Here is a 12902-nt window from a genome sequence, read left to right as displayed (position 1 = left end):
TGGCCCAGGGCCAGCATGCCCCGGGCCGCCGTGACGAGCGGCGCGCCGCCTGAATCAGGCGACCTTCTTCTCGCGCAGCTCGCGGCGGAGGATCTTGCCGACGTTCGTCTTCGGCAGCTCCGTGCGGAACTCGATGGACTTGGGCCGCTTGTAGCCGGTGAGCTGCTCGCGGCAGAAGTCCATGATCTGCGCCTCGGTGAGCGACGGGTCCTTCTTCACGATGAAGAGCTTCACCACCTCGCCCGAGTGCTCGTCCGGGATGCCCACCGCGGCCACCTCCAGCACGCCGGGGTGCATGGCCACCACACCCTCGACCTCGTTGGGGTACACGTTGAAGCCGGACACGAGAATCATGTCCTTCTTGCGGTCGACGATGCGGGTGTGGCCGCGCTCATCCATGATGCCGATGTCGCCCGAGCGGAAGAAGCCGTCCGGGAACATCACCTTCGCCGTCTCGTCCGGACGGTTCCAGTAGCCCGCCATCACCTGCGGACCGCGGATGCAGATTTCGCCCGACTCGCCCATCGGGACGTCCTTGCCGTCCTCGTCGCGGATGGCGATCTCCGTGCCCGGCACGGGCAGGCCGATGGTGCCCGAGTACTCGGTGGCGACGGGCGTGTTGCTCGTGGCGACCGGGGAGGTCTCCGACAGGCCGTAGCCCTCGATGAGCGGCACGCGCGTGAGCGCGAACCACTTGTCCGCCACCGCCTTCTGCACCGCCATGCCGCCACCGTTGGAGACCATCAGGTGGGAGAAGTCCAGCTTGGCGAACTCGGGGTGGTTGACCAGCGCGTTGTAGAGCGTGTTGACGGCGGGCAGGATGTGGAAGGGCTGCTCCGACAGCGTCTTGATGAACGCCGGGATGTCGCGCGGGTTGGGGATGAGGATGTTCATCGCGCCCATGCGGATGCCCATCAGCCCGCACACGGTGAGCGCGAAGATGTGATACATCGGCAGCGCGCAGACGATGTTCACCTGGTCGATGTTGCGACCCTTCTGCGCCGGCGCCAGCCACGCCTCCACCTGCAGCAGGTTGGCGATGACGTTGCGGTGCAGCAGCATGGCGCCCTTCGACACGCCCGTCGTTCCGCCCGTGTACTGGAGGAAGGCGATGTCGTCGCGCGTCGTGGTGGCCGGCGTCAGCGTGCGCGAGCCCCCCTCCGACAGCACCTGCTTGAAGCTGACCGCCCGCGGCAGCTCGTACGCGGGCACCATCTTCTTGACCTTGCGCACCACGAAGTTGACCAGCGTGCCCTTCAGGCCGCCGAGCAAATCACCCATCGTCGCGACCACGACGTGGCGCACCGGCGTCTTGTCCAGCACCTGCTGCAGCGTGGTGGCGAAGTTCTCCAGGATGAAGATGGCCTGGGCTCCGCTGTCCTTGAGCTGGTACTCCAGCTCGCGCGGCGTGTAGAGCGGGTTGACGTTCACCACGATGTAGCCCGCGCGCAGGATGGCGGCGATACACACCGGGTACTGCAACACGTTGGGCATCATGATGGCGATGGTCGCCCCACGCTCCAGCCCGCGCGACTGCAGCCACGCGCCGACCCGGCGCGACAGCGCGTCCAGCTCACGGTACGTGATGATCTTGCCCATGCATTTGAAGGCGGGCCGGTCCGCGTACTTCGTGAAGGACTCCTCCAGCAGGTGCGTCAGCGTCGGGTACTGACGGTCATCGATCTCCGCCGGGACTCCAGGCGGATAGTGCTTCAACCAGGGCTTCTCCATCGGCTCGCCTCCAAGGCGCGTGTCGTGGGGTTGGGTTGGGGGACGCGGATGGTATCCCGATTGCGCTCCTGTTCGACCCTTCACGTCACCGATGTTCGTTGTCTGCCTTTGATGCGGTGCGGCATGCCAGCCGGCGCGCGGGGAATTCAGGGCTCGAAGGCGCGCAGCACCTCGGCGTGGACAATGCGGTCCAACCGGAAGGGGCGCCGCGCGCCGCTCTGCATGTCCTGGGTATCCAGGCGTGTCTCGTGTCGGTCCATCACGACGGAGAGGATGCGCACCTCGCGCGTGGTCTCCAGGAAGTTGCCGTCCACGTACGTCAGCCGCAACGGCTGCTGCTCGAACCAGGCGCGCTCGATGGCCGCTCGGACGGCGGGCTTGCTCGGCAGCGATGGCACGCCCAGGAAGCTCAGCTCCTTGAGCCGGTCGAGCAGCTCGCGCTGCGCGGACGTGGAGAGCGCGGCGCGCACCTTGTCCAACGCCGACTCGAGCGTGCCCGCGAAGGGCATCAGCCGCATGTCGATGGCGAAGCGTCCCAGCGCCACCAGCAGCGCCGCCTCGCGCGCGGTGAAGTTCACCGGCGGCAGGCTGTAGCTGCGGTCCAGCGCGTAGCCGCCGCCCCGTCCCCGCTCCGCCGCCACCGGCATTGACGCGGCGCGCAACGTGTCGAGGTCGCGGTAGATGGTGCGGATGGTGACGCCGAAGCGCTCGGCGAGCGTCTCGGCGGTGACGCCGGTGCGGCGGCCCCGGAGGTACTCGGCGAGTGCGAAGAGTCGCTCGGTGCGTTGCATGGCGTGGGTTTCCTGACATACCGCTGACACCCGGGAGCGGCAAGGTGTGGGGCATGATGGCGGGCATGGTGGAGGACGAATGGCTGTGGGGCTGGGACGCGACGCCGGGCATCGTCTCGGTGTGGGCGGAGCCCGACGGCCGCGCCTTCGTATGGCGCAGGCTCCCGGAGTCGGGGGCGCTGGTGCGCGAGGACGTGCGCTTCCGGCCGTGGTTGGTGCTGTCGAACCTGGAGGACCTGGAGCACCTGGGGCCGCGGCTGCGACCGGAGCGTGAGGGGCCCGCGCCGCGTCGGGTGACGTACCAGGAGCTGTCGGGGCCGGGGGCGCTGCGCTTCCTGATTCGCGCGGAGGACGGGCGCGCGCTCGCATCGGACGTGTTGCAGGGCGCGTCGCGGCGGCTGGGGCGGCCGTTCGCGAACCTGCGGGACCTGAGCGCGGAGACGGTGCTGTCGCTGCCGCCGGAGGAGCAGTACCTCACGGCGTCCGGGCGGACGTACTTCCGGGGGCTCTCCTTCGAGTCGCTGCACCGGCTCCAGTTCGACTTGGAGACGACGGGGCTGGACCCGGGCAAGGACCGCATCTTCCTCATCGCGATGCGGGGGCCGCGCGGGGACACGGACGTGCTGGAGGCGCACGGGGACGGTGACGCGGCGGAGGCGGACCTGCTGCGTCGGTTCGTGGAGCGGGTGCGCCAGTGGGACCCGGACGTCATCGAGAACCACAACCTGCATGGGTTCGACCTGCCCTTCGTCGCGCGGCGCGCGCGGCGGCTGGATGTGCCGCTGGCGTTGGGGCGCGCGGGCTCACCGGGCCTGCGGCACCGTCCGTCCGCGCGGGGCTCGGCGTTGGGGCGGGGGGCGGAGCGCAACGCGGATTCGATGCGGCGCGCGCGGTACACGGTGCCGGGGCGCGAGTTCATCGACACGTTGGACGCGGTGCTGCGGCACGACTTCTCGGCGCGGGATTTGCCGGGGCATGGGCTCAAGGTGGTGGCGCGGCACTTCGGCATCGCGGGCCCGGCGCGTGAGTACATCCCCGGGGCGCGGGTGCACGAGGTCTTCAAGACGGACCCGGAGCGGGTGCGGCGCTACGCGCGGGACGACGTGGCGGAGGCGGAGGGCGTGGCGCGGCTGTTGGGCGGGGCGGCGTTCGCCCTGGCGCGCATGGCGCCGCGCCGGTACGAGCGCCTGGCGGACGCGGGGCCGGCCACGGGGGTGTTGGACCCGTTGCTGGTGCGGGCGTACCTGCGCTCGGGGGCGGCGATTCCGGCGCACGAGGGCGGGGATGGCACGGCGCACAGCGGCGCGGCGCTGCACCTGTTCGCCACGGGGGTGGCGCGGCGGGTGGTGAAGGCGGACGTGGCCAGCCTGTATCCGTCGTTGATGCGCGAGTACCGTATCGGGCCGAAGCGGGACAGGTTGGGGGCGTTGTTGTCGATGGTGGACCGGCTGGTGGACCAGCGGCTGGCGGCGAAGAAGCGGGCCCGGGCGGCGCCCGCGGGATCCACGGAGCGGCACGAGAACGACGCGCTGTCGTCGGCGATGAAGATCATCGTCAACTCGGCCTATGGGTACATGGGCGCGGTGGGGTTGACGCGCTTCTCGGACGTGCACGCGGCGAACGAGGTGACGCGGCGCGGGCGCGCGGTGCTGGCGCTCCTGTGTCGGGAGCTCGCGCGGCGGGGCGTGACGTTGTTGGAGGCGGACACGGACGGCGTGTACTTCGCGGTGCCGGAGGACTGGCGCGAGGAGGACGAGCGGCGGGTGGTGGCGGAGGTGGCCGCGCTGTTGCCTCGCCGGGTGCAGCTGGAGTTCGACGGGCGCTATGCGGCGATGTTGTCGCACGAACCGAAGAACTACGCGCTGCAGTCGCATGACGGGACGCTCCACCTCAAGGGTGTGGCCTTCCGCTCCAGCCGCGCGGAGCCGTTCGGCGAGGCGTTTCTGCGCAAGGCCTTGCGGTGTCTGTTGGCGGGAGACGTGGCGGGCGTGCGGGACGTGTACGTGGACACGGTGATGGCGCTGCGCAGGCGGCGGGTGCCGACGACGGAGGTGGCGGCGCACGTGCGGCTGACGAAGGACTCCGCGCAGTACGCGGCGGTGCGTGAGCGCAGGCGCGAGCTGGCGTACGAGGCGATGCTCACCGCGGGCAGGACGTCGTGGGCGGCGGGTGAGCGCGTGCGCATCTACCGCGCGGTGGGCGGGCGCGCGGGCCTGCTGCCCGAGCCGGAGCCGGATGACGTGGAGGAGGTGTCCGCGCAGGGCGCCGAGGACCCGCGGGACTACGACGTCGAGTACTACGTGCGGCTCTTGAAGGACACCTTCGCCGCGCGCCTGGAGCGGGGCCTGACGCCGCTGGACTTCTCCACCGTGTTCGACGACCCGGGGCAGCCCTCGCTCTTCACGCCGTCACTCGTGGACTCGCGTCCCATCCTCACGGTGGTGCAGGCGCCGCCGGAGGACGAGACGCAACAGGAGTCGCTCGGCGGCTGACAGCCCGCGGTGCCGTGCTGTTCAGAAGATGTCCTCCGTCACCCGTGTCGCGTTGAATCGATGCGGGCGCTGCGTCAGACCAGGAGCTCCAGGGGGATGGGATGCGGCCAGCATCGATGGAGAGGTCGCCCACGCGTGGGATGTCGCGTGCGCTGCTGACAGCGGGAGACCTCGCGGGCACCTTCGTCTTCGCCGTCGAGGGAGGGCTGACGGCGGCGCGCGCGGGCCTGGACGTGCTCGGCATCCTGGTGCTCGCCTTCGCCACCGCGCTGGGCGGAGGCATGGTGCGGGACGTGCTGCTCGGCGCGGTGCCGCCGCTGGCCCTCCAGGATTGGCGCTACGCGACGACGGCCTTCGGCGGCGGCGCGCTGGTGATGCTGCTGAGCGGCCCTTTGGGACACGTGCCCGTGACGCCGCTGCTCATCCTGGATGCGGCGGGGCTCGCGCTCTTCACGGTGACGGGCGCGGGCAAGGCCCTCTCGCTGAAGGCCACCGCGCTGGCGGCCATGCTCCTGGGCGCCATCACCGGCGCGGGCGGGGGGACGATTCGGGACGTGCTGCTCGCGCGCGTCCCCCTGGTGCTGCGCGCGGATGTCTACGCGGTGGCGGCGCTGTCGGGCGCGGGCGCGTTGCTCCTGGCGCGCAGGCTGGGCGCCTCCGCCGTGCTTGCCGCGAGCGTGGGCGCGGCCGTCTGTTTCGGATTGAGGACGCTCGCCATCCTGCTCCACTGGAAGCTTCCGGGAATCCTCCCTCCGCCCTGAGCCGCTTGTTGGCAATTCAGCGTGCATTCCCAGGCTGACGGGCTGAGCCTAGAGTTCCCGTCCATGCGCGAAAAAGACACGCAGTATGTATTGGATTGGATTGCCATCCAGGAGCTGGTGGCGGAGTACGGGCAGGCCATCGACTTCGGCAAGGACACCGGGGACTGGAGTCGGTGGGCGAACGTCTTCACGCCCCAGCTCACCGCGGACTACAGCCGCTTCATGGGCGGCGAGCCCATCCACATCACCCGCGAGCAGGCCGCCGAGTACGGCCGGGTGGCGGTGAGCGCCTTCCGCCGCGTCCAGCACGCCACGGCGACGACCATCCGCATCCACTTCAAGAACGAGACGCAGGCCCAGGTGATGGCCTACGCGGAGGTGGCCCACTACTTCATGCTCGGTGGCGTGCAGCAGGAGTGGACCATCGTCGCGCGCTACACGCATGACGTGGTGAAGACGGCCGAGGGCTGGCGCATCGAGAAGGTGCTCCTGGACCCCGTCCACTACCGCGGCAATCCCCTGGGCCTGGAGTTCGTGCAGGGCAAGAGACTGGCGTGAGCGACACCTCCGGGTGTCTGCTCTCGCACCTGGGAGGGAGCGCATCATGGGTGATGAACATCCCCTGCGCATCGCGTCCGAGCTCGCGCGAGCGGGCAGGATTGACCAGGCCATCTCGTGCCTGGAAGCAGCGTTGGGGCGCACCCGCTCCATGGCGGAGCGCCCCGCCAACACCTCGCTCCTGGCGAGGACGGCGGGGCTGCTCTGTGAGGAGGCTGGGAGGCTGCCACACGCGGTGCGCTACTACGAGGAGGCCCTTGCCGTTGCGGCGGAGCGCGAGCCGCTCCTGTTGCTTGCCCTGGCGGAGGTGCATCGGCGCTCGGGGCAGGTCGCCCGAGCCCAGGTCTGCCTGGACGAGGCCGAGGCACTGGCTCGCAGCTCCGCGGAGGTCGACGTCGCGAGGAGGGTTGCCCAGCTCCGCGAAGCATGGGCGCGCGATGAGCGTTGAGCGAGGTCTCGAGGCGAGTGGTTCCGGTTGAAGCAGTACCTCGCCGGTGGCGAGATGCTCGTGAGGTGACCTCCGACGGATGACTCCGGTCCGGGGCCCGCGAGTCCTCGGCACATGTGTGGGTCCTATGCGTGAGTGACGCGCCCGGTAATGGACGACTCCGGTCCTTGGCTCGCGTGTCCTCAGTGCGCGTCACGCGCGAGGGTGACGTTCCCGCTGACGGACGAGCCCGGTCCGTCGCCTGTGTGTCCCTGGCACGAGCGCTTCACGCACGAGGGTGACGTGCCCGCTGACGGACGATTCCGGTCCGTCGCCCGCGGGTCCCCGGCACCCGCGCGCCACGCGCGTGGTTTACTCCCGCCCCTGGACAGCACAGGTCGCCAAGGAGCGGGAACCGGTGAAGAAGCTCGTCAATGAGCCCAAGGCCGTCGTGAGGCAGATGCTGGAGGGATTCGTCGCGCTCGCTCCAGGACAGGTGTTGCTCGATGACGAGACGGTGGTCATCCGGAGCGACACGCCCGAGGACCCCCGACAGCGCAAGGTGTCCATCATCTCCGGCGGCGGCAGTGGCCATGAGCCCGCTCACGCCGGCTACGTGGGCGCGGGCATGCTGGACGCGGCCGTGGCCGGTGACGTGTTCACCTCGCCCAGCACCGACGCCGTGCTCACCGCCATCCGCGCGGTGTCCGGCCCCGCGGGCTCGTTGCTCGTGGTGAAGAACTACACCGGAGACCGGCTCAACTTCGGCCTCGCCGCGGAGCTGGCCCGCGCCGAGGGCATTCCCGTGGAGGTCGTGGTGGTGGCCGATGATGTCGCCCTGCGCGACACCGTGGAGCCGTCGCGCCGTCGCGGCATCGCCGGCACCGTGCTCGTGCACAAGGTCGCGGGCGCCGCGGCCGCCGCCGGACTTTCTCTGTCGGACGTGCTCCGCGAGGCCCAGGCCGCATCGGCGGAGCTGGGCACCATGGGCGTCGCGCTCGGGCCCTGCACAGTGCCCGCGGCGGGGCGCCCCGGCTTCACCCTCGGCGACGAGGAGATCGAACTGGGCCTGGGCATCCACGGTGAGCAGGGCGTTCTGCGCGCTGAGCTCCAGTCCGCGGACGCGCTGGTGGAGACGCTGCTCGCCGCCATCGTCGAGGACCGCCGTCTGACCTCGGGCGCGCGCGTGGCGTTGCTCGTCAATGGACTCGGTGGCACGCCGCCGATGGAGCTCGCCATCGTCACGCGCCGTGCGCTGGCCGTCCTGCGCGAACGAGGCCTTCGCGTCGAGCGGGCCTGGAGCGGGACGTTCCTCTCCGCGCTGGAGATGCCCGGCTGCTCGTTGTCTCTGTTGAAGGTCGACGACAACCTGCTGACCCGGCTGGACGCGAAGACGTCCGCGCCCGCATGGGGCGGGGAAGGGCGGCTCGCTCCGGAGCGTGCGCCCAGGCCCGTCACCGCCGCGCCCTCCGTGTCCTCAGCCCCCGCCGCGAAGCCAGCGGGGATGGAGAAGGTCCACGCGGCGGCGCTCGCGGTGGCGTCCGCTTTCGAGGCGAGCGAGTCGCGCCTGACGGAGCTCGACAGCGCGGCGGGCGATGGCGACCTGGGCATCAGCCTGTCGCGCGGCGCCGCGGCCATCCGCGCGCTCCCCGAGTCCTCGTGGACGAGTCCCTCGCGAGCCCTCACCTCCATCGGTGAGGCCCTGCGCCGCGCCATCGGCGGAAGCTCCGGGCCGTTCTATGCCACGGCGCTGCTGCGCGCCGCACGCCGCTTGTCGGAAGGGCCCGTGGATGCGCCGGCCTGGGCGGAGGCGTTCGTCCTCGCCGTCGACGCCGTGGCGAACCTCGGCGGCGCCAGGCCCGGAGACCGCACCATGCTGGATGCGCTCCGTCCCGCGGCGGACACCTTCGCCCAGGCGCTGAAGGCGGGACAGCCACCCGCCGAGGCCTGGGCCGCGTGCGTGCGCGAGGCGGAGCAGGGCGCCGACGCCACCTCGCGCATGCAGCCCCGCCTGGGGCGCGCCAGCTACCTGGGGAGCCGCGCGCTCGGTGTCCCGGATGCGGGCGCCGCCGCCGTCGTCGTCTGGGTGAAGGCGCTCACGCCCTTCATCGGATGAGCGGAGGCGTGCTGCCCTTCGACGGCGGCACCCCCGACAGGCTGTTCGCGGCCGGACGCGAGGTGGCCGAGACCCGCTTCGGGGGCCGCCACCCGAGCGACACCCGCAGGTAGGGCGCCGGGCCCGTGGACTGGAGCATCCCCAGCTCCACCCGGTCCCGGTTCCTGTCGAGCAGCGCGTAGTCGTTCAGGAAGTCGAGCCCCAGCGAAGTGCTCAACCACAGGCTGCTGCCACCCAATCGCGTGTTCACCGTGGGGCCCGCGCGCAGCGCCGTCTCCCGCACGTAGCGGGCCGCCAGGTCCTGGCTGCCCTCGGGCAGGCGCGTGCGGAACACCTGCTGGTCGAACATGGCGCTGAGGCCCAGCTCCAGACCGTCGCCCACCTTGAGCATCGCGGTGAGCCGGGGCAGGCCCAGCTCCAGGATGTACGCGCCCTTGCGGTAGGTGAAGGCCGCCATGGGGATGATGGGCGTGGCGTCGAACGGATAGAGGGCGACGAGCCCGAAGGTGAGCCGCACGTCCGGGTCTCCGCCAATCAGGTAGTTCGCCATGGCGAAGCCCGCCCACGACGTGTCCAGCCCCACGTCGAACGAGCTCTTGAAGTCCGTGCGCGGATTCGCGGACACGCCCGAGATGAGCATCCACCGGGGCGCCAGCGGGCGAATCACCGTGAGCCCCAGGCTGAAGCGATGGAAGCGCCGGCTCAGGTCCTCCTCGGACACGTCCGCGAGCGGGCCGCGTCGCTCGAGCCCCATGAAGCGCGTCTCGTACCCGAACGAGGGCACCAGCACCGTCTTCCCCAGGAAGAGGGGAGGAAGCGGCAGGCGCAAATCCAGCTGATGTCGTTCGTCCAGTCGCCCGCCCTGCGAGCCGATGCGGGTCCCCCGCGCGACGGTGATGCCGACATAGGCCCGGTCCTCCGTCGTCTGCGCCGAACCCGTTCCCGCGAAGACGAGCACGCAGGCGAGCAGCACCTGTTGGAGGGGCGCCCAGCGCACAGCCCTGGTCACTGACACATGGACCTCACCACGGTTTTCCCGGCCGAGCCCCCACTATACAGGGAGTCGGCGCCCCCACGTCCGTCCAGGGAGTCCGCCGAAGACATTGTCCTCGTCACCCGGGCCGCGGACTTCTACCCTGGCTCCATGAAGCTCTTCGATACGTTGCTGCAGGAAGCCTCGTTGCATGACAAGGCCGGCTCGGCCTCCAAGCGGGCGGCGCTCAAGGCGAAGCTGACACCCACCGACACCGTCGAGCAGGTGTCGGGCGACCTGCGCATCTGCGAGGGCGAGGACCGGCGCGTGGGCGGCGGCCTCGTGGTGAAGGGCAACCTGGTGCTCGAGGACCAGGGGCGGCTGCTCGTCGCGGGCAACCTGGTCGTCGAAGGCAGCATCATCCACGAGGGCTTCGACTACTCGCTGCTCTTCGTCGGCGGCGCGCTCCAGGCGGGCAACCTGCTCGTGCACGGCGAGGTCGTCGTCCTCGGCGCCTTCAAGGTCCAGGGCGTCGCGTGGACCTACTACAGCGACTACTCGACCTACGCCGACACGCTGACGGCCCGGCTCGTCGTGGCGGATGACCGCGAGGACGCCATCGGCAAGGTGAGCGCGGAGCACCACCTCGTCGGTCACTCGAGCGAAATCGGTCCCAGGCTGAGCAAGCTGCTCCAGAAGGGGCTCGTCGACGAGGAGGGCGAGTGGTCCTACACCACGCTCGCCAAGAAGCTGCTGAAGAAGGAAGCGCTGCTGGCGTGAGGCGGGTACCCCGCACGGTGCGCTGTCGATAAACCAGGAAACCTCCGGATTGTTCGCGCCATCCGGAGCGTGCGTGTGTCCGAGGAGCAACCCCCCACTCTTCGTCCTCCAAGGCGAAGAGCCCTCCGAGGTCCAATCCATGCACACACCCTGGGCGTTCCCCCGGGCACGGCTCGCCGTGTCCTTGCTGGTGCCGTTGCTCTCGTGGTCCTGCGCGGGTGGAGCACCGGAGGAGCAGGACGTCTCCTCTGGCGGCACTCCCCAGGACGAGGCTCCCTCGACGCCAGGGGAGGCGAGCTCCCTAGGGACGGCCGCTGACGCGCTGGAGACGGTGCTCGTCGCGTCGGGCGCGACGTGGCGCTACCTGGACACGGGCGTGGACCTGGGCACGGGCTGGACGGCGCCGGGCTACGCGGATGGCGCGTGGGCCTCGGGCGCGTCACCGCTGGGCTACGCGGAGACGGACCTGTCCACGACGGTCTCCTTCGGGAGCAACACGGCAAGCAAGCACATCACCACGTACTTCCGGCGCGCCTTCACGGTGACGGACGCGGCGTCGGTGCGCGAACTGCGCCTGCGCTTGCAGCGCGACGACGGCGCCATCGTCTACCTGAATGGTGTGGAGGTGCTCCGCAGCAACCTGCCTTCGGGCACGGTGGGCTATCGCACGCTGGCGCCCGCCACCATCTCCCTGCCCGTGGAGGAGCAGACGTGGCACGCGCAGGCCCTCGACACGGCGGCGCTGCGCACGGGCACGAACGTGCTCGCGGTGGAGCTGCACCAGTCCGCGGCCAACACGTCGGATGCGCGCTTCGACCTGGAGCTGAGCGCGACGGTGGCACCCGCGCCCTCGCCCATCTCGCAGTGCTACCCGTTCGACATGCCCGCGACGAGCGTGCTGCGCGCGGCGCCGAAGAAGGTCTTCGGCTTCTATTACCCCATCTTCCCCATCTCCATCGACAACAAGGCCCCCGCCGAGGACCACTGGACCAGCTGGCTGACGCCCGAGGCGCGCGGCGGGGAGTACGCGAACATCGGCGGGCTGATGCGTGACCGGCCGCTGCCGCGAGCGCCCTGGGCCGACAGCGCGTGGCGACAGCGTGACTTCGAGGTGGAGGTGCGCCGCGCCATCGCCGCCGGCATGGACGGTTTCCTCTACGAGCACCCATACCGCGTCTCGTCCGACACGCGGAACAACCAGCTGACCACGATGCTCGCCGCCGCGGCGGCCGTGGACCCGGAGTTCCGCATCGTCCTCAGCCCCGACTTCCCCACCGAGGCCACGGGCACCACGGACGGCCTGGTGTCGATGATTGCCTCCGTCGCCAACCACCCGTCCGTGCACAGGCTCGACGGCGCTGTCGTGCTGGCCAGTTTCAACCCGGAGCGCAAGTCGGTGGCCTGGTGGACGGAGGTGAAGACGCGGCTTGCGTCCCAGGGCATCCAGGTCACCTACTGGCCGCTGCTCTCGTACACGGGAGACGTGACGAAGTACGCGGAGTGGAACGACCTGGTGACGGGCTTCTCCACCTGGGGTGAGCGCACCGCGCAGTCCGGGGAGGCGATGCGCCGCTGGAGCGTGGAGTCGCACCGGCGCGGCAAGCGGTGGATGTCTCCCGTGGCGTTCGAGGACGTGCGCCACAAGCTCACCGACAGCGAGAACAGCAGCCGCGTGTACTGGGAGGCGCAGAACAGCCTGGCGTTCCGCACGCAGTTCGAGAAGGCGATGGAGGGCGACGCGGACTGGGTGACGCTGCTGACGCTGACGGACTACGGCGAGTCGTGGATGACGGCGTCGCAGGAGCGCGGCTACGTCATCATGGATTGGATTGCGTACTACACCACCTGGTTCAAGACGGGGCAGCGGCCCACCATCGTCCGCGACACGCTCTACTACACGCACCGCCGACACCGCACCGACGCGCCGTTCGATGCCACGAAGCAGACCGCGCGCGCCATGAAGCTGCGCGGCGGCGTGGCCGCGTCCAACCAGGTGGAGCTGCTCGCGTTCCTCAAGGAGCCGGGCCGGCTGGTCATCATACAAGGCACGGACGTGCGCACTCTGGACGTGACGAGCGCCGGCGTGACGGCCTTCCAGGCGCCGCTCGTTCCCGGCACCACGCCCGTGTTCGAGCTCCAGCGCAACGGCGTCACGGTGCAACGGCTCCAGAGCGCCACACCCGTCGTCGCGCAAACCGTCTACCAAGACTTCATGTATCACGCGGGCGGTGGACGCTCCTGCACGCGGCCCTGAGCGTGGACGGGCGCGGACC

At 70.4% G+C, this 12902-nt stretch carries 10 protein-coding genes; 7 read left to right on the top strand and 3 right to left on the bottom strand.

Annotated features, from left to right (window positions below):
* Positions 1–54 precede the first annotated feature (54 nt).
* Positions 55–1731 carry a long-chain fatty acid--CoA ligase gene (locus OWM54_RS11135; RefSeq protein ID WP_267697488.1) on the bottom strand — a complete coding sequence of 559 codons (1677 nt, stop codon included), beginning with the start codon at positions 1729–1731 and terminating at the stop codon, positions 55–57.
* 146 nt (positions 1732–1877) lie between these two features.
* A complete protein-coding gene (locus OWM54_RS11130) occupies positions 1878–2522 on the bottom strand; it encodes a helix-turn-helix transcriptional regulator (protein ID WP_141332990.1) in 645 nt (214 codons plus the stop codon).
* Positions 2523–2575: 53 nt separating this feature from the next.
* Between OWM54_RS11130 and OWM54_RS11125 the strand changes: the two genes are divergently transcribed.
* From OWM54_RS11125 to OWM54_RS11105, 5 genes are all read left to right on the top strand, one after another.
* A complete protein-coding gene (locus OWM54_RS11125) occupies positions 2576–5014 on the top strand; it encodes a DNA polymerase domain-containing protein (protein ID WP_223747938.1) in 2439 nt (812 codons plus the stop codon).
* A gap of 140 nt (positions 5015–5154) precedes the next feature.
* A complete protein-coding gene (locus tag OWM54_RS11120) occupies positions 5155–5775 on the top strand; it encodes a trimeric intracellular cation channel family protein (protein WP_141327543.1) in 621 nt (206 codons plus the stop codon).
* Between the two features lie 63 nt (positions 5776–5838).
* Positions 5839–6333, top strand: a complete 495-nt coding sequence (locus OWM54_RS11115) for a nuclear transport factor 2 family protein (protein ID WP_267697487.1) — start codon at positions 5839–5841, stop codon at positions 6331–6333.
* Positions 6334–6379: 46 nt separating this feature from the next.
* Positions 6380–6781, top strand: coding sequence for a tetratricopeptide repeat protein (locus tag OWM54_RS11110; RefSeq protein WP_267697486.1), 402 nt, complete (start codon positions 6380–6382; stop codon positions 6779–6781).
* Between the two features lie 397 nt (positions 6782–7178).
* Complete coding sequence (locus OWM54_RS11105; RefSeq protein ID WP_267697485.1) at positions 7179–8876, top strand: dihydroxyacetone kinase family protein; 1698 nt, start codon at positions 7179–7181, stop codon at positions 8874–8876.
* Here the strand turns inward: OWM54_RS11105 and OWM54_RS11100 are convergent.
* Positions 8866–9885 (bottom strand): DUF6268 family outer membrane beta-barrel protein, encoded by a 1020-nt coding sequence (locus OWM54_RS11100; RefSeq protein WP_267697484.1) that lies wholly within the window; start codon positions 9883–9885, stop codon positions 8866–8868. The two genes, OWM54_RS11105 and OWM54_RS11100, sit on opposite strands and share 11 nt — an antisense overlap.
* Before the next feature lie 135 nt (positions 9886–10020).
* On the opposite strand from OWM54_RS11100, the gene OWM54_RS11095 reads away from it, so the two are divergent.
* Together OWM54_RS11095 and OWM54_RS11090 are read left to right on the top strand one after the other, a co-directional pair.
* A complete protein-coding gene (locus tag OWM54_RS11095) occupies positions 10021–10629 on the top strand; it encodes a hypothetical protein (RefSeq protein ID WP_267697483.1) in 609 nt (202 codons plus the stop codon).
* 139 nt (positions 10630–10768) lie between these two features.
* On the top strand, positions 10769–12883 hold the full coding sequence (locus OWM54_RS11090; RefSeq protein WP_267697482.1) for an endo-1,3-alpha-glucanase family glycosylhydrolase: 2115 nt from the start codon (positions 10769–10771) through the stop codon (positions 12881–12883).
* Positions 12884–12902 lie beyond the last annotated feature (19 nt).

It is taken from the genome of Myxococcus sp. MISCRS1, assembly GCF_026626605.1.
Taxonomy (GTDB): Bacteria; Myxococcota; Myxococcia; order Myxococcales; family Myxococcaceae; genus Myxococcus; species Myxococcus fulvus.
Note: the sequence above shows the minus strand (reverse complement) of the source record. Positions and strands in the feature narration are given on the sequence as shown.